The 20,033-nt window shown below is 60.4% G+C and carries 19 protein-coding genes; 14 read left to right on the top strand and 5 right to left on the bottom strand.

Going from position 1 to position 20,033, the window contains the following annotated elements; all coding sequences use genetic code 11:
- Positions 1 to 114: 114 nt before the first annotated feature.
- Complete coding sequence (locus BLO50_RS20160; protein WP_090256079.1) at positions 115 to 1,143, top strand: alpha/beta hydrolase family protein; 1,029 nt, start codon at positions 115 to 117, stop codon at positions 1,141 to 1,143.
- Positions 1,144 to 1,145: 2 nt separating this feature from the next.
- Here the strand turns inward: BLO50_RS20160 and BLO50_RS20155 are convergent, their stop codons facing one another.
- The 3 genes from BLO50_RS20155 to BLO50_RS20145 are packed head-to-tail and all read right to left on the bottom strand — an operon-like array spanning position 1,146 to position 3,593.
- A complete protein-coding gene (locus tag BLO50_RS20155; protein ID WP_090256078.1) occupies positions 1,146 to 1,907 on the bottom strand; it encodes a DnaJ domain-containing protein in 762 nt (253 codons plus the stop codon).
- A gap of 1 nt (position 1,908) precedes the next feature.
- Positions 1,909 to 2,580 carry an N-acetylmuramate alpha-1-phosphate uridylyltransferase MurU gene (gene murU, locus BLO50_RS20150; RefSeq protein WP_090256077.1) on the bottom strand — a complete coding sequence of 224 codons (672 nt, stop codon included), beginning with the start codon at positions 2,578 to 2,580 and terminating at the stop codon, positions 1,909 to 1,911.
- Positions 2,577 to 3,593, bottom strand: a complete 1,017-nt coding sequence (locus tag BLO50_RS20145) for an aminoglycoside phosphotransferase family protein (RefSeq protein WP_090256076.1) — start codon at positions 3,591 to 3,593, stop codon at positions 2,577 to 2,579. Before BLO50_RS20145 ends, murU begins: the two co-directional genes overlap by 4 nt.
- A 125-nt stretch (positions 3,594 to 3,718) precedes the next feature.
- Here BLO50_RS20145 and BLO50_RS20140 point away from each other — a divergent pair, with 125 nt between their 5' ends.
- The 12 genes from BLO50_RS20140 (at position 3,719) to BLO50_RS20085 (ending at position 18,487) form a co-directional block, all read left to right on the top strand.
- On the top strand, positions 3,719 to 6,511 hold the full coding sequence (locus BLO50_RS20140) for an LPS-assembly protein LptD (protein ID WP_090256075.1): 2,793 nt from the start codon (positions 3,719 to 3,721) through the stop codon (positions 6,509 to 6,511).
- Positions 6,492 to 7,784 (top strand): peptidylprolyl isomerase, encoded by a 1,293-nt coding sequence (locus tag BLO50_RS20135; protein WP_167354484.1) that lies wholly within the window; start codon positions 6,492 to 6,494, stop codon positions 7,782 to 7,784. The genes BLO50_RS20140 and BLO50_RS20135 overlap by 20 nt, the downstream gene beginning before the upstream one ends.
- A 174-nt stretch (positions 7,785 to 7,958) precedes the next feature.
- Positions 7,959 to 8,960 carry a 4-hydroxythreonine-4-phosphate dehydrogenase PdxA gene (gene pdxA, locus BLO50_RS20130; protein WP_090256073.1) on the top strand — a complete coding sequence of 334 codons (1,002 nt, stop codon included), beginning with the start codon at positions 7,959 to 7,961 and terminating at the stop codon, positions 8,958 to 8,960.
- Between the two features lie 108 nt (positions 8,961 to 9,068).
- On the top strand, positions 9,069 to 9,872 hold the full coding sequence (rsmA, locus tag BLO50_RS20125) for a 16S rRNA (adenine(1518)-N(6)/adenine(1519)-N(6))-dimethyltransferase RsmA (protein WP_090256072.1): 804 nt from the start codon (positions 9,069 to 9,071) through the stop codon (positions 9,870 to 9,872).
- Between the two features lie 39 nt (positions 9,873 to 9,911).
- Positions 9,912 to 10,292, top strand: a complete 381-nt coding sequence (gene apaG / locus BLO50_RS20120; RefSeq protein WP_090256071.1) for a Co2+/Mg2+ efflux protein ApaG — start codon at positions 9,912 to 9,914, stop codon at positions 10,290 to 10,292.
- The gene (locus BLO50_RS20115; protein WP_090256070.1) at positions 10,292 to 11,113 is read left to right on the top strand and encodes a symmetrical bis(5'-nucleosyl)-tetraphosphatase; all 822 of its coding nucleotides are present in this window, start codon (positions 10,292 to 10,294) and stop codon (positions 11,111 to 11,113) included. Before apaG ends, BLO50_RS20115 begins: the two co-directional genes overlap by 1 nt.
- On the top strand, positions 11,110 to 11,439 hold the full coding sequence (glpE, locus tag BLO50_RS20110) for a thiosulfate sulfurtransferase GlpE (protein ID WP_090256069.1): 330 nt from the start codon (positions 11,110 to 11,112) through the stop codon (positions 11,437 to 11,439). The genes BLO50_RS20115 and glpE overlap by 4 nt, the downstream gene beginning before the upstream one ends.
- A 274-nt stretch (positions 11,440 to 11,713) precedes the next feature.
- Positions 11,714 to 13,636, top strand: a complete 1,923-nt coding sequence (locus tag BLO50_RS20105; protein ID WP_090256068.1) for a PrkA family serine protein kinase — start codon at positions 11,714 to 11,716, stop codon at positions 13,634 to 13,636.
- Positions 13,637 to 13,732: 96 nt separating this feature from the next.
- Positions 13,733 to 15,004: a YeaH/YhbH family protein gene (locus tag BLO50_RS20100; RefSeq protein WP_090256067.1), complete on the top strand. Its 1,272-nt coding sequence runs from the start codon at positions 13,733 to 13,735 to the stop codon at positions 15,002 to 15,004.
- The gene (locus tag BLO50_RS20095; RefSeq protein WP_090256066.1) at positions 15,001 to 16,569 is read left to right on the top strand and encodes a SpoVR family protein; all 1,569 of its coding nucleotides are present in this window, start codon (positions 15,001 to 15,003) and stop codon (positions 16,567 to 16,569) included. Before BLO50_RS20100 ends, BLO50_RS20095 begins: the two co-directional genes overlap by 4 nt.
- 62 nt (positions 16,570 to 16,631) lie before the next feature.
- The gene (locus BLO50_RS20090) at positions 16,632 to 17,144 is read left to right on the top strand and encodes a DUF4136 domain-containing protein (protein WP_090256065.1); all 513 of its coding nucleotides are present in this window, start codon (positions 16,632 to 16,634) and stop codon (positions 17,142 to 17,144) included.
- Between the two features lie 98 nt (positions 17,145 to 17,242).
- Complete coding sequence (locus BLO50_RS20085; protein ID WP_090256064.1) at positions 17,243 to 18,487, top strand: multifunctional CCA addition/repair protein; 1,245 nt, start codon at positions 17,243 to 17,245, stop codon at positions 18,485 to 18,487.
- On the opposite strand, the gene folK is transcribed toward BLO50_RS20085, so the two are convergent.
- Both folK and folB read right to left on the bottom strand, forming a co-directional pair.
- Positions 18,484 to 19,020, bottom strand: coding sequence for a 2-amino-4-hydroxy-6-hydroxymethyldihydropteridine diphosphokinase (folK, locus tag BLO50_RS20080; RefSeq protein WP_090256063.1), 537 nt, complete (start codon positions 19,018 to 19,020; stop codon positions 18,484 to 18,486). The genes BLO50_RS20085 and folK overlap by 4 nt on opposite strands.
- Positions 19,011 to 19,367 (bottom strand): dihydroneopterin aldolase, encoded by a 357-nt coding sequence (folB, locus tag BLO50_RS20075; RefSeq protein ID WP_090256062.1) that lies wholly within the window; start codon positions 19,365 to 19,367, stop codon positions 19,011 to 19,013. Before folB ends, folK begins: the two co-directional genes overlap by 10 nt.
- Positions 19,368 to 19,441: 74 nt before the next feature.
- Between folB and plsY the strand changes: the two genes are divergently transcribed.
- On the top strand, positions 19,442 to 20,011 hold the full coding sequence (gene plsY, locus BLO50_RS20070) for a glycerol-3-phosphate 1-O-acyltransferase PlsY (protein WP_090256061.1): 570 nt from the start codon (positions 19,442 to 19,444) through the stop codon (positions 20,009 to 20,011).
- Positions 20,012 to 20,033 lie beyond the last annotated feature (22 nt).

Below are 20,033 nucleotides of genomic sequence, written 5' to 3'. Positions count from 1 at the left end.
GGATCCAGCAACCCCTACCTTACTCCAGTCCTGAAGGGCTTAGAGCTATTCAGCCCTGACAAAGGCACGCCCAGGTATTAGGCTTCAGTGGCCTGCCTCGATAAGGAATGCCTGATGCGCCGCGTTAGCCCCACATGGCCCACCCTGTTCAGCCTGCTCTTAGCACTGCTGCTGGTTCACCCCCTGCAGGCTGAGGAGAGCGACAGCGCCACACCTGAAGCCAGCCCAGAGACTCCCGCCGAGACACCTCGCGCGCCCCTGCCCGAGCGCAGCGAAGTGGACGCAACGGCGCTGGAGCAACGGGTGGAGCAGAAGGAGCAGCAACAGCTGAAGGCGGGCGAGGAACCCTTTCTGGCACTCTGGCTGCCAGCCAACGTGGCCGAGCCCAGCGGCGCGGTGATTATTGTCCCGGGCGATGATGAGAGTGCCGACTGGCCACAAGGCGTCGGCCCCCTGCGCAGCAAATTACCCAATGGTGGCTGGCACAGCTTAAGCCTGACCCTGCCCGACCCCAACAGTGATGCACCGCCAGTGCGCATCGCCGAACCAGCGCCCACCGAAGAGCCCGCCGCCGACGCCGCGCCAACGCCAGCAGAGAACGCGGCCGAGAACAGCCCGGCGGCAGATGAAGCCGCTGCGCAAACCACCGACAGCCCGCTCGACAGCGCCGAAACAGCGGAAACTAAACTGAAAGCCATTGAGGAACAGCGCAAGGCGCATGCCGAGCGGGTTTTGGCACGTATCGAGGCGGCCATCGGCTTTGCCGAACAACAACAAGCCAAGCGCGTTGTGTTGCTCGGTCATGGCAGTGGCGCTTACTGGGCCGCACGCTACCTGGCAGAGCGCAAGCCTGACCAAATCAAAAACTTGCTGCTGGTCGCCGCACAGTTGCCTGCTGGCTACACCCCGCCGCTTGATGAGTTGATCCCACAACTGCAACTGGCCACTGGCGACTTCTACTACAAGGACCTCGCCACCGACCGACAAGCCGCACTCAAACGCTCGCAAGCCAGCAAACGCCAGAAACACCCCAGCTACATACAGATCGCCATGAAAGCGTTGCCGGGCAACCGCGAAGCTGAACAAGAGCAGCTCTACCGTCGAATTCGGGGCTGGCTGACGCTGAAACTGGAGGCAAAGTAGCCTCAGCGAAAACCGTGGCGCTGGCGAATCAAATCATAGGCCTGGTGCAATTCACGGGTTCGTTCAGTGGCTTCGCGCACACGCTCCGGCGTGGCGCCGCTGCCCGCCAGCTTATCCGGGTGGTGGCGACTCAATAAACGCCGGTACGCCTGCTTGATCTGCGCAGGCTCGGCATCGGCAGTTACATTCAATAACGTGAGGGCACGCTGATAGGCGTTGCTGGCCGTCGACACCAGCGGGCCTTGCTGCGGTGCATAAGCGTCACTCAGCTGCGCTTGGGTTGCCGAGGACACCTGCAACCATTTGCCCCAGAGCATGATGAGCTCACGCTCGGCCTGGCTGACCTGGCCATCCACCCAGGCCATCCGCCAGCAGGCACGCAGTAATGTTTCACGACGTGCACGCTGGCGCCGCAGTGGCGCTCGCAGGCTGTCACGGCACACCTTGCCCTGCGCGAAGGCCGCTATCGCCTGACGCTGCCCCTCGGTGTCCAACCCAAGACGCGTCATTTCTGCCCGCGCTTGCTGGATATGCACGGGCAGAACACGGCCGCCACTCTTGGCCAAACGCCCCAGCAAGACGAAAAGTAGCCACTCATCACGCGTCTCAGCGCGACCACCTAAGCGTTCACGCAAGGCTGCCCACGACTCTAGGCGCAGACGCCGATCCACCACCTGCCCGAGCAAACCGCCGAGCATGGCGCCCGGAATACTGGCCACTGCCAGCCCCGCAACCGCCCCCAGCAAGGTCGTAGGCCAAAGCATCTCAGCGCCGCGCCTCTAGCAACTGCTCGACCTGGGCCAAACGTTCATGGGTTCCCACATCCACCCAGCAACCATCAAACCGCTCACCGGTTACCTGTCCGCTTGCCATCGCGGCACGCAACAGCGGTGCCAGCGAAAAGACGCCCGGCTGACAATCACTGAACAGCGCGGGGGATAACACCGCCATGCCGCTATAGGTCAGGCTGTCCTGGCCTGCTTGCGCATCCGTAACCTGTCCTTTCTGCAAACAGAAGTCGCCCTTGACGTGATGGCCAGGGTTCTCGATCAGCACCAGGTGCGCCAGGCCAGATAACGGACGGCGCAACTCGGCAAAGGGGTAGTCGGTGAAGATATCGCCATTGATCAGCACAAACGGCTGATCGCCTAGCAAAGGCAAGGCCTGAAAGATCCCGCCGCCGGTTTCCAACGGTTCACCCTCAGCGGAATAGGCAATGCTGACGCCGAAGCGCGATCCATCACCCAGGTAATCCTCGATCTGCTGCCCCAGCCAGGCATGATTTATCACCAGCTCGGTAAATCCGGCCGCCGCCAACGCGCGCACGTGGTATTCGATCAAGGGCACGCCGCCCGCACGCACCAAGGGCTTAGGGGTATGCAGCGTCAGCGGCCGAAGCCGTTCACCTTTGCCAGCTGCCAGAATCATCGCCTTCATACGGGCTCCCGTCGCAAGCTGCCGAGCAACTCAGCCAATTCAGCCAGCTCCGGCCGACGAGCCAATACCGCATCTATATAAGAGAAGAAACGCGGCACATCACCCAGGTACTTGGGCTTGCCATCACGATGGCAAATACGCGCGAAGATGCCGATCACCTTGAGGTGGCGCTGCACCCCCATCAAGTCGCTGGCTCGCAGAAAATCATCCAACACCGGCTGAACCGGCACACCTGCCTCAAGCGCCTGCTGCCAATACTGCTCCAACCAGTTGCGTACGCGCGCCTCGGGCCAACTGAGGAAGGCATCCTTGAAGAGACAAGTGACGTCATACGTCATTGGGCCATAGACGGCATCCTGAAAATCCAGCACACCCGGATTCGGCTCGCTGAGCATCAAGTTGCGCGGCATGTAGTCACGGTGCACCAGCACCTTGGGCTGGGCCAGCGCGCTGTCGATCAACAACTGACTGGCACGTTGCCAGAGAGCCTGCTGCTGCTCGCTGAATTTGACGCCCAGGTGGCGCTGTACATACCACTCGGGGAAGAGCTGCAGTTCACGGCGCAGCAGAGCGTCATCATAGTGGGGGAGTGGCGTGGTCATCGGCAGTCGCTGAAACGCCAATAGCGCTTGCAGCGCATCAGCAAACAACTCATCAGCATTGTCTTCGTTGATCACATCCAGGTAGGTCTGCCGACCAAGATCGTTGAGCAATAAAAAACCTCGCTCAAGGTCAGCGGCAAGAATCTGCGGCACATTGAGGTGCGCCTCAGCGAGCAAATTCGCCACTTTTACGAACGGCGCGCAGTCTTCCTGCGGCGGCGGCGCATCCATCACGATCAAGCTACGCCCAGCACCTTGCCAGCGAAAATAGCGACGAAAACTGGCGTCACTACTGGCAGAGGTAAGCGTGGCGGCGGGTACAGCGCCCCAACCCTGTTTAACAAACAGCCCAGGCAGCTGCTGATCCAGCCAGTTTTCGAGAAGTTTTAAGCGTACATCTTCATCAGGCATTACAAGGTCTCCGACGGCGCTAGCCGTTGCGCGGGTCATGCTTTATTATCCAGCATCTTTTCAAGCCCATCGAGAGGCGTGCGGCCTCAGGGCCAATGGCGCGCAGGAAGCCCGGAAAAAATAAGATGGCAGTAAAATACCCCGCGTTTCGTAAAAAATTCCCTCTACTGGTCACTGGCAGCCTTCTGGCGCTACAACCTTTAGCCGTTCCTTTTGCTATCGCTGCCGAGCAGTATGATTGCCAGGTTTCCGCCACCGGCGGCTGGGCATGTGCCCCGAAAGCCAGCAATGCTGCACTGCCTGCACGGCCAGTACAACGTGATTCGGTCGCCAGCAGCAACGCTGGTGAAGGCAGCACCGAAGCAGCTGAAGGGAAAACCGCGCAAGCGACCCTAGTGACTGAAAGTCGTGGCAAAGGCCTCGTGTCGCGCAGCGCTGACTACAGCCACCTGGACTGGGTGCCGCGCGAAAACCTCAGCGCTGCTCAGTTGGCTGAAGCCGGCCCTTACTGCGCAGGCGCGTATGTAGAGCCGACGCGCCCAGGCATGGACGACAAAACGCCGATGGATGAGGCACCGATGTTCGTTTCGGCCAAAGCCTCGCGTTATGAGCAAGAAGAGCAAGTCGCCACCCTCGCCGGTGACGTGGTTCTGCGCCAAGCTGGCATGCAGGTCGAGGCGGATGAAGCCAACCTGCGTCAGGCGGAGAACCGTGGCGAGCTGATCGGTAATGTGCGCCTGCGTGACCAGGGCATGTTAGTCGTAGGTGACCGCGCCGAGCTGCAGCTGGACAATGGTGAAGCCAAAGTCGACAACGCCGAATACGTCCTGCACAAGAGCCATATCCGCGGCAACGCGCTCTATGCCAAGCGCGAAGAAAGCGCGATTATCCGCCTGAAAGACGGCACCTATACCAGCTGTGAGCCCGGCAGTAACGCCTGGCACCTGAAGGGCAATAACATCACACTGAACCCGGCCACCGGTTTCGGCACGGCGACCAACGTCACTCTGCGGGTGAAGAATATTCCGGTGTTCTACACACCTTATATCTACTTCCCGATTGATGACCGTCGCCAGTCCGGCTTCCTGCCGCCGAGCATCGGCAGCTCAAGCGATAATGGCCTGACCCTGCAAACGCCGTACTACTTCAACCTTGCGCCAAACTATGACGCAACGCTGTACCCGACCTATATGAGCGATCGCGGCTTGATGATGGAAGGCGAATTCCGCTACCTCACCAAGAACAGCGAAGGTCAGGTTGGCGGCGCGTACCTCGACGACAGTAACGATGATCGTAAGCTACAGTCGGATTACGAAGATCAGCGCTGGATGTACAGCTGGCAGCATAAAACAGGCCTCACCTCGCGCCTACTGGCGGAAGTTGATTACACCGACATCAGCGACCCTTACTACTTCCAGGATCTGGACACTGACCTGGGCGTAAGCGCAACGGGTTATGTCAATCAGCGCGGCACATTGACCTACCGTGGTGACAGTTACACCGCACGCCTGAATGCGCACGCATACGAGCTGGCAAATATCACCGACATCACCCCGTATAACCGTCTGCCGCAACTGACTCTGGATGGCGTACTGCCATTTAAACCCGCAGGCGTTAACTTCAGTTATGGCACGGAATATGTGCGCTTCGACCGTAGCCTGCGCAAAGGCAACTTTATTGATGAAGACGGCGGCCCGCTCAACGCCGATGGAAGCATCGGCACCCCGTGGTATGACACCGTCGTCCAAGGTCTAGCGCGCGCCAATGGCGATCGTCTGCATATCGAGCCGGCAGTTAGCCTCCCATTGAACTGGAGCTGGGGCTATTTCAAGCCACAGGTCAAGTATCTGCAGACCAACTACGATCTGACACTTGATCAGCAAGGCAAGAATACGCTGCTGGCAGAACAGGAATACAAGAGCAGTCAAAGCCGCGGCGTAGGCATGTTCAGCCTGGATAGCGGCCTGTACTTTGACCGCAACACTCAATGGTTCGGCAAGTCCTACCGTCAGACCCTTGAGCCTCGCCTGTTCTACCTCTATGTACCCGAGGAAGACCAGACAGATATTCCGGTCTTTGACACCAGCGAAAGCAACTTCAGCTACTCCTCGCTGTGGCGTGAAAACCGCTTCTCCGGCAAAGACCGTATCGGTGACGAGAACAAGTTGTCTCTGGGCGTAACCAACCGCTGGATTGAGCCCAACGGCTTTGAGCGCCAGCGCTTTAGCATCGGCCAAGCCTTCTACTTTGAAGATCGCCAGGTCCAATTGCCAGGCATTGATTACCGCACTCGCGGTGATGCAACAGCATCGGTATCGCCTTACGCGCTTGAGTACCTGTATCGCTTTAACCGCGACTGGCGCTTCTCGTCGGACTTCAACTGGGATCCAGACAGTGGCAGCACCCGATCGGGTAGCGCCATGTTCCACTACCAGCCAGAAGACAATCCGAACAAGGTGGTCAACGCCGGGTACCGTTACCGCAATGACACTGTACGCTATGACGAAGCCAGTGGTAACTGGGTAGTTGGCGGTGGTGACTACGGTACCCCGGGCAGCCCGAACTACATCAAGGACTACTACAAGATCAGCCAGCACGACTTCTCGGTCATCTGGCCAATCGTGCCGCAGTGGAGCGTGATCTCTCGCTGGCAGTATGACTATGGCCGCGACCGTACACTGGAGGCCTTCGCAGGCTTCGAGTACGACAGCTGCTGCTGGAAACTGCGTCTGATCAACCGTTACTGGATTGACTACGACGAAGTCAGCCTGAACCCGTCACTGAACGACCAGGCTGATCGCGGCATCTTCTTGCAGATCGTACTCAAAGGTCTGGGTGGCGTAGTCGGCAATAAAGTTGAGACTTTCCTCGACCAAGGCATTCAAGGTTATCGTGAACGTGAAGATCAAGCTTTCTGATTGCGTGCGCCCCCTGCTGTTGGGCGCGCTGTTTCTGGGTACCGCGGCAAATGCGGCGGTTCAACCTCTCAACCGCGTTGTAGCGATTGTCGACAATGACGTGGTGATGCAAAGCCAGCTCGACTCACGCTTGCGTGAAGTGCAGCAAACCATCACCCAGCGCGGTGCAGCCCTGCCGCCGGAGCATGTGCTCAGCCAGCAAGTGCTTGAGCGGCTGATCATCGAAAACATCCAGCTACAGATTGGCGAACGTTCTGGCATTCGCATCACTGATGAAGAGCTGAACCAGGCCATTGGCACCATCGCCCAGCGTAATGGCATGAGCATCGAGCAGTTCCGCGCCGCCTTGGCGGCAGATGGCCTCTCGTACACCGATGCCCGTGACCAAGTTCGCCGCGAGATGATCATCAGCCGTGTGCGCCAACGCCGCGTGGCTGAGCGCATCCAGGTCACCGATCAGGAAGTGCAAAACTTCCTCGCCTCAGACATGGGCAAGATGCAGCTGTCGGAAGAATTCCGCCTGGCTAACATCCTGATTCCGGTCACCGAAGCTGCATCTCCGGAAGATATTCAGGCGGCCGAGCGTCAAGCTCGTGAGCTGTACCAGCAGCTGCAACAGGGTGCCGACTTCGCCCAGCTGGCCATTGCACGCTCGGCCAGCGAAACCGCGCTGGAAGGTGGCGAAATGGGCTGGCGTAAAGCCGGGCAGTTGCCACCGCCTTTCGACAGCATGCTTAGCGCCTTGTCGGTAGGCCAGGTGACAGAGCCGATGCGGACTCCCGGCGGCTTTATCATGATCAAGCTACTGGAAAAGCGCGGCGGTGACAGCCAGGTACGCGACGAAGTGAACGTTCGCCATATCCTGATCAAACCCAGCGAAATCCGTAGCGAAGCTGAAACCAAACGCCTGGTTGAACGCCTGTACCAGCGGATCCTGGCAGGGGAAGATTTCGCCGAACTGGCGAAGAATTTCTCCGAAGACCCAGGCTCGGCGCTGAACGGCGGCACCCTGAGCTGGATCGACCCAAATGTACTGGTTCCTGAATTCCGCGAAGTGATGAACAACACGCCAGCTGGCGAGCTGTCCAAACCTTTCAAGAGCCCTTACGGCTGGCATGTTCTCGAAGTCATGGGCCGCCGCGCCACGGACAGCAGCGCACAGTACCGCGAGCAGCAGGCCATGACGGTACTGCGTAACCGCAAGTACGATGAAGAGCTGCAAGCGTGGCTACGCCAGATCCGCGACGAGGCCTACGTCGAAACCAAACTCTGACAGGCGCATCGCGCTCGCGCAGACAACCGAAAAGCCTGGCTGATGCATCTGCAGAGCCAGGCTTTTTTGTGGCCGCTCAAACCTGGCAGCTACTCGCCAGGGCGACGCATAATGCCTCACCGCCCTCGCCACCTGATGGGCTAACCCTTATGGCACAGACGTGAGAGCCCCTCCATGAACACCGCCCGTCTTTTTGCGCTAACACCTGGCGAACCAGCCGGCATAGGCCCCGACCTCTGCCTGCTGCTGGCGCGTCACGCACAGCCGCACGCGCTGATTGCCATCGCCAGTCGCGACTTGTTAGCTGAGCGCGCCCAGCTGCTTGGGTTAAGCATTGACCTGATCAACGTCAGCCCCGGTGCCTGGCCAAGCCAGGCTGCGGCGGCAGGTAGTCTGTACGTCTGGGATACACCACTCGCCGCGGCCGTGGTTGCTGGCCAGCTGAACGCACGTAACGCGCCCTACGTACTGGAAACACTGACCCGCGCCGGCCAGGGCTGCCTCGACGGCCACTTCGCAGGCATGATTACCGCCCCCGTGCACAAGGGCGTGATCAACGAAGGCGGGATTGCCTTCTCCGGGCACACCGAGTTTCTCGCCGAACTGACCCACACCGAGCAGGTGGTGATGATGCTCGCTACCCACGGCCTGCGTGTCGCGTTGGTGACCACACACTTGCCACTCAAGGATGTAGCCGCAGCCATCACCCCAGAGCGTCTCAGTCGCGTCACACGCATTCTCGACCATGACCTGCGCACGAAATTCGGCATCACTGCCCCGCGCATTCTGGTTTGCGGTCTCAACCCGCACGCCGGTGAAGGCGGCCATTTGGGCATGGAAGAAATCGAGGTGATAGAGCCCACCCTGCAGCAGTTACGCAGCGAAGGTATCAACCTGATCGGCCCACTACCCGCCGACACGCTGTTCACTCCCAAACACCTTGAGCACTGCGATGCGGTGTTGGCGATGTACCACGACCAGGGCTTGCCGGTGCTCAAATACAAAGGCTTTGGCGCAGCGGTGAACATCACCTTGGGGCTACCGATTATCCGCACCTCAGTCGATCACGGCACGGCGCTGGACCTGGCGGGTAGCGGCAAAATCGACAGCGGCAGCCTGCAGGTCGCCCTGCAAACGGCCTATGAAATGGCCGCCAGTCAGGTGAAAAGCGCCTGACTGCAACGCCCGGCACGGGGCGTACGCCGCCAATGCTGTTAAACTGTGCGGCTTTCTACCCGCGTTAAATTCGCTTCAAGCCGATGCTTTGAAGCCTGGAGCTGCTGCATGTCCGAATACCAACACCGCGCGCGCAAGCGTTTCGGCCAGAATTTCCTGCATGACGCCGGGGTGATTCACCGCATTCTGCGCGCCATCTTCGCCCGCGAAGGTGAACACATGCTGGAAATCGGCCCAGGCCAGGGCGCATTGACCGAAGGGTTGCTGAGCAGCGGCGCGCAGCTCGACGTGATTGAACTCGACCGCGACTTGGTGCCGATCCTGCAACACCAGTTCGGCAGCAACCCGCGCTTTCGCCTGAACCAGGGCGACGCCCTCAAATTCGATTTCAACCAGCTACAGGCTGCACCACGCAGCCTGCGTGTGGTCGGCAACCTGCCCTACAACATCTCCACGCCACTGATCTTCCACCTGCTGAGCAATGCCGCATTGATTCGCGACATGCACTTTATGCTGCAGAAGGAAGTGGTTGAGCGCATGGCCGCAGTGCCCGGCGGCGGCGACTGGGGCCGGTTGTCGATCATGGTGCAGTACCACTGCCGTGTGGAGCACCTGTTCAATGTCGGTCCTGGCGCGTTCAATCCGCCGCCAAAGGTTGATTCGGCGATCGTCCGCCTGGTGCCACACGAGGTGCTGCCGCACCCGGCCAAGGACCACCACCTGCTTGAGCGTGTGGTGCGCGAAGCCTTTAACCAACGGCGTAAGACACTGCGTAACACCTTGAAGAACTTACTGCCGGCCGATGCCATCGAAGCGGCGGGCGTCGATGGCAGCCTGCGCCCTGAGCAACTGGATCTGGCTGCGTTTGTACGCCTGGCGGACAAACTGGCCGAACACCCCAACGCCGACTGACAGCGGCTAGACTGCTTCTGCCTACCGAGTTAATTACGCATGAGCGATTCGCGTTACAACATCGACGTCAGCGTCGTCACCCGCTACCTGCCGGAGCAATCCCAGCCGGAGCAGAACCGTTTTGCATTCGCCTACACCGTCACGGTGAGCAACAAGGGTGAACTGCCGGCCAAACTGCTCTCGCGGCACTGGGTGATCACCGACGGTGACGGCCGTGTGCAGGAAGTGCGTGGTGCCGGCGTCATCGGCCAACAGCCGCTGATCGAGGCAGGCGCCAGCCACACCTACAGCAGCGGCACGGTGATGGCCACCCGCGTCGGAATCATGCAGGGCAGTTATCAGATGCTCGCCGAAGACGGTAAACGCTTTGACGCACTGATCGCGCCCTTCCGTCTTGCGGTGCCGGGCTCGCTGCACTGATGGCCACCTACGCTGTCGGCGACCTGCAAGGCTGCCTGAAACCGTTGCAATGCCTGCTTGAACGCGTGGCCTTTGATCCAGCGAAGGACAAACTATGGCTGGTCGGTGATCTGGTTAACCGCGGCCCTGAATCTCTGGCAACGCTGCGTTTCCTCTACAGCATCCGCGATGCATTGACCTGCGTATTGGGTAACCACGACCTGCACTTGCTGGCCGTAGCGCACAATATCGAACGGCTGAAGAGAGGCGATACCCTGCGCGAAATCATCGACGCGCCGGATGCGGCTGACCTGCTCGACTGGCTGCGCCAGCAGAAACTCCTGCATTACGATGAAGCCCGCGATACCGCCCTGGTGCATGCGGGCATCCCGCCGCAGTGGAACATGGACAAAGCCCTCCGCCGCGCGGCCGAAGTGGAGGAAGCCCTGCGTGATGACGCGCGCCTGCCGCTGTTTCTCGACGGCATGTACGGCAACGAACCGGCCAAGTGGGACGGCGACCTGCACGGCGTTACGCGCCTGCGGGTCATCACCAACTACTTCACCCGCATGCGCTTCTGCAAAGCCGACGGCACCCTCGACCTGAAAAGCAAGGAAGGCGTCGGCTCAGCACCACCGGGCTACGCCCCCTGGTTCAGCTACAAACAGCGTAAGACCCGTGGCCAACGGATCATCTTCGGCCACTGGGCAGCGCTCGAAGGGCAATCGACTGAACCCGACGTGATCGCCCTGGATACCGGCTGCGTATGGGGGGCGAGCATGACCCTGATGAATATCGATAGCGGCGAAAAATACAGCTGCGACTGTAAGGAGCAAGCATGAGCGAATTCAAACGCATCCCCCCCGAGCAGGCTCAGGCCCTGCGCCAGCAAGGCGCAGTAGTGGTCGACATCCGTGACCCGCAGAGCTTCGCCGCTGGCCACATCAGCGGCTCGCAACACCTCGACAACCACTCACTGCATGCCTTTATCACTCAGGCTGATCTCGATGCGCCGCTGATCGTCACCTGCTACCACGGCAACTCCAGCCAAAGCGCCGCGGCCTATCTGGTCGGCCAGGGCTTTAGTGATGTCTACAGCCTCGATGGTGGTTTCGAGCTGTGGCGTGCAACTTTCCCCAGCGACACCGCACAAGCCGCCGAAGAATAATTTTTTCACCGCACAGGCCGCACCAGCAGCGGCCTGCCGGCCTCCACTGACCAACGGTAATATCCTGTTATCGTTCCCCGCCACTTGACCCCGCTGATTCCGAACTATCCTTTAGCTCAGGCCATCCAAAACAAGGTAGAGCCGGCCAAACGGCATCGGGCCATCGGTATGACTATTTGGTGTTCTGGGGGTTTTACCCGGCTGCATCCGCACCGGAGCTGCCAAGCACCTGACCGACCCCGCACCGGCTCTGCGCATCGAGCGAGGTGAAGTCATGAGCATATTCAGCCACTTCCAACAACGTTTCGAAGCGACTCGCCAGGAGGAGTTTTCCCTCCAGGAGTACCTCGAGCTGTGCAAACAGGATCGCAGCGCCTACGCCTCGGCAGCTGAACGCCTGTTGTTGGCGATCGGTGAGCCGGAACTGCTCGACACCTCAACCGACCCACGGCTCTCGCGAATTTTCTCCAACAAGGTGATTCGCCGCTACCCCGCGTTTGCCGACTTCCACGGCATGGAAGAGTGCATCGACCAGATCGTTTCCTACTTCCGCCACGCCGCCCAAGGCCTCGAAGAGAAGAAGCAGATCCTCTACCTGCTCGGTCCGGTAGGCGGCGGTAAATCTTCGCTGGCGGAAAAGCTCAAGCACCTGATCGAGAAAGTCCCCTTCTATGCCATCAAAGGGTCGCCCGTATTTGAGTCGCCACTGGGCCTGTTCAGCGACGCTGAAGACGGCGCCATCCTCGAAGAGGATTACGGCATCCCCCGGCGCTACCTCAACAGCATCATGTCGCCCTGGGCCACCAAGCGCCTGCAAGAGTTCGGCGGCGATATCAGCCAGTTCCGCGTGGTCAAGCTCTACCCCTCGATCCTCAACCAGATCGCCGTGGCCAAGACCGAGCCGGGCGACGAAAACAATCAGGACATCTCCGCCCTGGTCGGCAAGGTGGATATCCGCAAGCTGGAGGAATACCCGCAGAACGATGCCGACGCCTACAGCTACTCGGGCGCACTGTGCCGGGCCAACCAGGGCCTGATGGAATTCGTCGAGATGTTCAAGGCACCGATCAAGGTGCTGCATCCACTGCTGACGGCCACCCAAGAGGGCAACTACAACAGTACCGAAGGCCTCGGCGCGATCCCTTACAGCGGCATCCTGCTGGCCCACTCCAACGAGTCGGAATGGCACAGCTTCCGCAATAACAAGAACAACGAAGCGTTCATCGACCGTATCTACATCGTCAAGGTGCCGTACTGCCTGCGCGTGTCGGACGAGATCAAGATCTACGACAAACTGCTGATCAACAGCTCCCTGGCCAAGGCCCACTGCGCGCCGGATACGCTGAAAATGCTCGCGCAGTTCTCCACCCTGAGCCGCCTGAAAGAACCGGAAAACTCCAACGTCTACTCGAAGATGCGCGTCTACGACGGCGAAAATCTCAAGGACACCGACCCCAAGGCCAAGTCGATTCAGGAATACCGCGACACCGCCGGGGTGGATGAAGGCATGACCGGTCTGTCGACCCGCTTCGCCTTCAAGATTCTCTCCAAGGTGTTCAACTTCGACCCGCACGAGATCGCCGCCAACCCGGTACACCTTCTGTATGTGCTGGAGCAGCAGATCGAGCAGGAACAGTTCCCCGCCGAAACCCGCGAGCGCTACCTGCGCTTTATCAAGGAGTACCTGGCCCCGCGCTACATCGAGTTTATCGGCAAGGAAATCCAGACCGCTTACCTGGAGTCCTACAGCGAGTACGGGCAGAACATCTTCGACCGCTATGTGCTGTACGCCGACTTCTGGATTCAGGATCAGGAATACCGTGACCCGGAAACCGGCGAGATTCTCAACCGCGTGGCGCTCAACGAGGAACTGGAGAAGATCGAGAAACCCGCTGGCATCAGCAACCCGAAGGATTTCCGCAACGAGATCGTCAACTTCGTGCTGCGCGCCCGCGCCAACAACAATGGCAAGAACCCGACCTGGCTCAGCTACGAGAAGCTGCGCGTGGTGATCGAGAAGAAGATGTTCTCCAACACCGAGGATCTGCTGCCCGTCATCAGCTTCAACGCCAAGGCGAGCAAGGAGGATCAACAGAAACACAACGACTTCGTCACTCGCATGGTCGAGCGCGGCTACACCGACAAGCAGGTGCGCCTGTTGTCCGAGTGGTATCTGCGGGTTCGTAAATCGCAATAGAACGGCCTGGCGCAACCGGCCAGGGAGCAGCGCAGAGCGCGGCAACGCGCTCTGCCAGCGCTTGCGCCTGATGCCTGCAGTGCACGGAGGGCAGTTATGAGCCATGTGATCGACCGCCGCCTGAACGGCAAGAACAAGAGCACGGTAAACCGCCAACGCTTCCTGCGGCGCTACCGTGATCACATCAAGAAGGCAGTGGAAGAGGCGGTCAGCCGCCGCTCCATCACCGACATGGAACACGGCGAACAAATCAGCATTCCCGGCCGCGACATCGACGAGCCGGTATTGCACCATGGCCGTGGCGGTCGCCAGACCACCGTGCACCCCGGCAACCGCGAATTCACCACCGGTGAGAAAATTGCCCGCCCGCAAGGCGGTGGCGGCGGACAAGGCGCGGGCAAAGCCAGCAACTCTGGTGAAGGCATGGATGAGTTTGTCTTCCAGATCACCCAAGAGGAATTCCTCGACTTCATGTTCGAGGATCTGGAGCTGCCCAACCTGATCAAGCGCCACCTGACTGGCAGCGACACCTTCAAGAATGTGCGGGCCGGCATCAGCAATGAGGGCAATCCATCACGCATCAATATCGTCCGCACCCTGCGCTCGGCCCATGCAAGACGCATTGCCCTGTCCGGCAGCAGCCGCAACAAGCTCAAGAGCGCCCAGGCCGAGTTGGAGCGCCTGAAGCTGGAACAGCCAGACAACCTCAGCGATATCCAGGCACTCGAAGAAGAAGTCAGCAAACTGCGGGCGCGGATCAAGCGCGTGCCTTTCCTCGACACCTTCGACCTCAAGTACAACCTGCTGGTCAAACAACCCAACCCCAGCTCGAAAGCGGTGATGTTCTGCCTGATGGACGTATCCGGCTCGATGACCCAATCGACCAAGGACATCGCCAAGCGCTTCTTTATCCTCCTGTACCTGTTCCTCAAGCGGAACTACGACAAGATCGAAGTGGTGTTTATCCGTCACCACACCAGTGCCCGCGAAGTGGACGAGCAGGAGTTCTTCTACTCACGCGAAACCGGCGGCACCATCGTTTCCAGCGCGCTCAAGTTGATGCAGGAGATCATGGCCGAGCGCTACCCGATCAACGAATGGAATATCTACGCCGCCCAGGCGTCGGATGGTGACAACTGGAATGACGACTCGCCGGTGTGCCGGGATATCCTGATCAAGCAGATCATGCCGTTCGTGCAGTACTTCACCTACGTCGAGATCACCCCGCGCGAGCACCAGGCGCTGTGGTTTGAATACGAGCAGGTCAGCGAGGCGTTCGCCGACACCTTTGCCCAGCAGCAGCTGGTCTCGGCCGGCGATATCTACCCGGTATTTCGCGACCTGTTTCAGCGGAGGCTCGTGACATGAGCAACAGCAAAGACAAAAAGCGCCAGCCTATTTCCACTGGCTCGGAGTGGACCTTCGACCTGATCCGCCAGTACGACCGCGAGATCGCGCGCATCGCCGAGCGCTATGCGCTGGACACCTACCCCAACCAGATCGAGGTGATCACCGCCGAGCAGATGATGGACGCCTACGCTTCGGTCGGCATGCCGCTGGGTTACCACCACTGGTCCTACGGCAAGCACTTCCTCAGCACCGAGAAAGGCTACAAGCGCGGGCAGATGGGCCTGGCCTACGAAATCGTGATCAACTCCGACCCGTGCATCGCCTACCTGATGGAAGAGAACACCATCTGCATGCAGGCCCTGGTGATTGCCCACGCCTGCTACGGCCACAATAGCTTCTTCAAGGGCAACTACCTGTTCCGCACCTGGACGGACGCCAGCTCAATCATCGATTACCTGGTGTTCGCCAAGCAGTACATCATGCAGTGCGAGGAGCGCCACGGCATCGACGCCGTGGAAGACCTGCTGGATTCCTGCCATGCCCTGATGAACTACGGCGTCGACCGCTACAAACGCCCCTACCCAATTTCCGCCGAGGAAGAACGGCGGCGCATGAAAGATCGCGAAGAGCACCTGCAAAAGCAGATCAACGACCTCTGGCGCACCATCCCGAAAAGCGCCAGCAAGGGCGACGGCAAGGACAGCAAGCGCTTCCCCGCCGAGCCGCAGGAGAACATCCTCTATTTCCTGGAGAAACACGCGCCACTGCTGGAGCCCTGGCAGCGCGAGATCATTCGCATCGTGCGCAAGATCGCCCAGTACTTCTACCCGCAACGCCAAACGCAGGTGATGAACGAAGGCTGGGCGACCTTCTGGCACTACACCCTGATGAACGACCTGTACGACGAAGGCCTGGTCACCGACGGCTTTATGATGGAGTTTCTGCAGTCGCACACCAGCGTGGTCTACCAACCGCCGTTCGACAGCTCCTACTACAGTGGCATCAACCCCTATGCCTTGGGTTTTGCCATGTACCGCGACATCCGCCGTATCTGCGAAGAGCCCACCGAGGAAGACCGTCGTTGGTTCCCCGACATTGCCGGCAGTGACTGGCTGAGCACCCTGAAGTTCGCCATGACCAGCTTCAAGGATGAGAGCTTTATCCTGCAGTACCTGTCACCCAAGGTGATCCGCGACCTCAAGCTGTTCAGCATTCTCGACGACGACCAGAAGGACGAGCTGTACGTCCCGGCAATCCATGACGAGCCCGGCTATCGGAGCATCCGCGAAACCCTGGCGGCGCAGTACAACCTGGGCAACCGCGAACCCAACGTGCAGATCTGGAGCATTGATCGGCGCGGCGACCGCTCACTGACCCTGCGCCATCAGCAGCATGACCGTAAACCACTGGGTAACTCGACCGAGGAAGTGCTCAAGCACCTGCACCGCCTGTGGGGCTTTAACATTCACCTGGAGATCTATCAGGGCGAACAACTGATCGGCACCCAGCACGTGCCGCCCAAACATGAAAACGAGCATGACAACGACTACCCGCGCCTCGACCTGATGATTCCGCCCATTTGATCGGTTGCGCAGGCCCCATGCCGAACACCAGCATGCGCAGCAGAGCAACCGGGAGTCTGCTGATGCGCCTGTTTACCGTGTTACTGCTGTGCCTGGCCCTGGCGACCTGTAGTAGCCAGCTACCGCGCGCCCAGGTACTGACCCCCGCCAGCACCGAACTGGCAGGTAAGCGCAGCTTCAGCCTGATCGCCGCCGAGCAGGCAGTAGAGGGTGACGTACCCTTTGCCGAGCGCTATGAACAGCTTGAGCAACTGCTGCGCGAAGGCCTGAGCAACCGCGGTTACCAGGCCAGCCCGAGCGCGGAAATTCAGGTCTATTACTGGCTGGCCGTGCAGGACAGCCCACTGGATTTCAAGGTCGACGCAGCCCCGCCTACTCCACTCGGCCCCTACCAGGCGATCCATCGTCTGCGTGATGAAACCGGCACCCTGCGCATCCGCCTGACGACCCCAGAACAGCAAACTCTCTGGGAGGGTCTGGTCAGCACCGGCCTGAGCCCAGCCAAAGACAGCGCCGAACTGCTCGAGCGCGCCACCCAAGCGCTCTTGCAGCAGATTCCCATGGCCAGCCCATAGCGGGTGCAATCCAGTCCCTCAGAACGCCATCCAGCCACAGCACTAACCGGACAACCCCCGCATCCAGCCGTTATGCTCTGCACAACGGAGGATGAACCATGCAGATTTACAAAGTGGGCGGCGCGGTACGCGACCGCCTGTTGGGCCGTGAAGTCAGCGAGATCGACTGGGTAGTGGTCGGCGCCAGTGCCGAACAGATGCTCGAACAGGGCTTTCGTCCGGTCGGCGCGGATTTCCCGGTGTTCCTGCACCCGCAGACCAGCGAGGAATACGCCCTGGCCCGTACCGAACGCAAGAGCGGGCGCGGCTACGGCGGTTTCACCTTCTTCGCCAGTCCGGAAGTCACGCTGGAAGAGGATCTGATCCGCCGTGACCTGACCGTCAACGCCATGGCCGAAGATGATCAGGGCCGACTGATCGACCCCTACGGCGGCCAGCAAGACCTGGCCGCAAAGCTGTTGCGCCATGTCTCCCCGGCCTTTGCCGAAGACCCGCTGCGCGTGCTGCGCGTGGCCCGTTTTGCCGCCCGCTATGCGCCCCTGGGTTTCAGCGTGGCCGTAGAAACCATGGTGCTGATGCGTGAACTGAGCGAATCCGGCGAACTGACGGCGCTGACGCCGGAGCGCAGCTGGAAGGAAATCTCCCGCGCGCTGATGGAACCGCGGCCGGATGTATTTATTCAGGTGTTGCGCGACTGCGGCGCCCTGCGCGTTCTGCTGCCGGAGGTCGACGTGCTGTTCGGCATCCCGCAGTCACCGGCCCATCACCCGGAAATCGACACCGGCGTGCACGTGCTCAGCGTGTTGCGCCAGTGCGCCGAACACCAGCAACCGCTGACGGTGCGTTGGGCCTGCCTGCTGCACGATGTCGGCAAGGGCCTGACCCCCGAGGCCGAGTGGCCACGCCACATCGCCCATGAACACAAGGGCCTGAAACTGATCCGGGCGATCAACCAGCGCTGCAAGGCGCCCAAGGATTGTCAGGAGCTGGCGCTACAGGTCGGCGAGTTCCACACCCACGGCCACCGCGCCCTGGAACTCAAACCCTCGACCTTGCTCAAGCTGCTGCAAGGTTTCGACGTGTTCCGCCGCCCGCAGCGCTTCGAAGAGTTTATCGCGGCCTGTGAAATGGACGCCCGCGGCCGCCTCGGCCTGGAACAACGCGCCTACCCGCAGGCTGACTACCTGCGGGCCGCCATGCACGCCGCCCGTGCAGTGGCCGTGCAACCCCTACTGGCGCAAGGTTTGAAAGGCGCCGAGTTAGGTGAAGCGCTCAACAAAGAGCGCCTGAAGGCACTGACAACATTCAAAGCTGCCGCTTCCGCCAGCCCCACTCCGGACTAAGAAGCCGGGTAAGCGGCTATCAGTTCAGTCGGGGTGAGCGCTTGCTCACGCCAGCTGAAAGCCACCGGCCACAGCTGCTGGTCAATCTGCGCCGCATGCCAGAGTTCGGCAAAGCTGCGCTGCTGCTCAGGGTGCAGAACATCCGGCACCAACAGGGCCAGGGGCCAAAGGACGAAAGCGTTCTTGAGGATTTCTGCTCGCGGCAGGATCAGACCGTCGAAATTGCCGACCCGGTCGCCGTACAGCAGCACGTCGATATCCAGCGGTAGCCCCTTGCGCTCTGGCGCATAGCGGCCGTTATCGGCTTCGATAAACTTCAGCCGGCGGTCCAGCTCGCCCAACGGCAGCTCGCTGTAGCCGGCCACGACCAGATTGAAGAACGGGCCGCTCTTGATGCCCACGGCCTGGCTTTCGAACACCGGCGAGCAGCGCATCTCACTGAGCAGACCATCAAGCGCATCGAGGCCGGCACACAGGTGTGCTTCGCGGCCAATATTGCTGCCCAGACCGAGTAGTACGGGAGTTAGCGACATCCGCGCTCGATCTCCACGCCCACCCCACCACTGGCCGCCGGCACGGCACCGGGCTTGGTCAGCTTGAGGCGCACCCAAGGGATCTGAAACTCAGCCATGAGCAACTCGACCAACCGCTCGGCAAAGGTTTCCACCAGGATAAACTGCGACTCGCTGGCAAACGCCTGAATCCGCTGCGAAACCTTGGCGTAATCCAACGCCTTGTCCAGCTCGTCACCGGCAGCAGCGGGACGGTTATCCCAGCCCAGGTACAGGTCCAGGCGCAAACACTGGCGAATGGTACGCTCCCAGTCGTAGGCACCAATCACCGTATCGACTTCCAGGCCCTCGATAAAAACTGTGTCCAAGCACGCTCTCCGTGGCACGACAAGGCTGTCGCACCTAGTTAGAATCAGGGCTCCCTTGCCCCGGAATGGATACCATGTTTTGGCTGTTGGCGTCCTTCGCCTACCTGCTCGGCTCGTTGTCCTTCGCCATCCTGCTCAGCCGCCTAAGCGGCGGGCCGGACCCACGCGCCAGCGGCTCGGGCAACCCCGGCGCCACCAATATGCTTCGGGTCGCTGGTAAACGCCTGGCTGTCCTCACGCTGATCGGCGACCTGCTCAAGGGCTTGCTTCCGGTGCTGATCGCCAGCCTGCTCAACTTCAATCTGCAACAACAAGCTTGGGTTGGCATGGCCGCCGTTGTCGGCCACCTGTACCCGCTGTACTTCAACTTCCGTGGCGGCAAAGGTGTCGCCACGGCCGCCGGCATGCTCTTGGGGCTTTACCCGCCAGCCGCTTTACTGGCCGTTGCCGCCTGGTTACTGACCTTTGTTCTGACTCGCACCAGCTCGCTGGCTGCACTGATCGCCACACCGCTGACCCTGCCGCTGCTGGCGTGGCAACAACCCGACGCCCTGTTGCCGGTCTGCGCGCTGACCGGACTGATCGTCTGGCGCCACCGCAGCAATTTACGCGATCTGTTCGCCGGCCGTGAGCGGCATTTCTAAATCGAATGAACGAACCCAGCCG

Source organism: Pseudomonas peli (genome assembly GCF_900099645.1).
Lineage (GTDB): Bacteria > Pseudomonadota > Gammaproteobacteria > Pseudomonadales > Pseudomonadaceae > Aquipseudomonas > Aquipseudomonas peli.
This window is presented reverse-complemented; position numbering and strand designations above follow the sequence as displayed.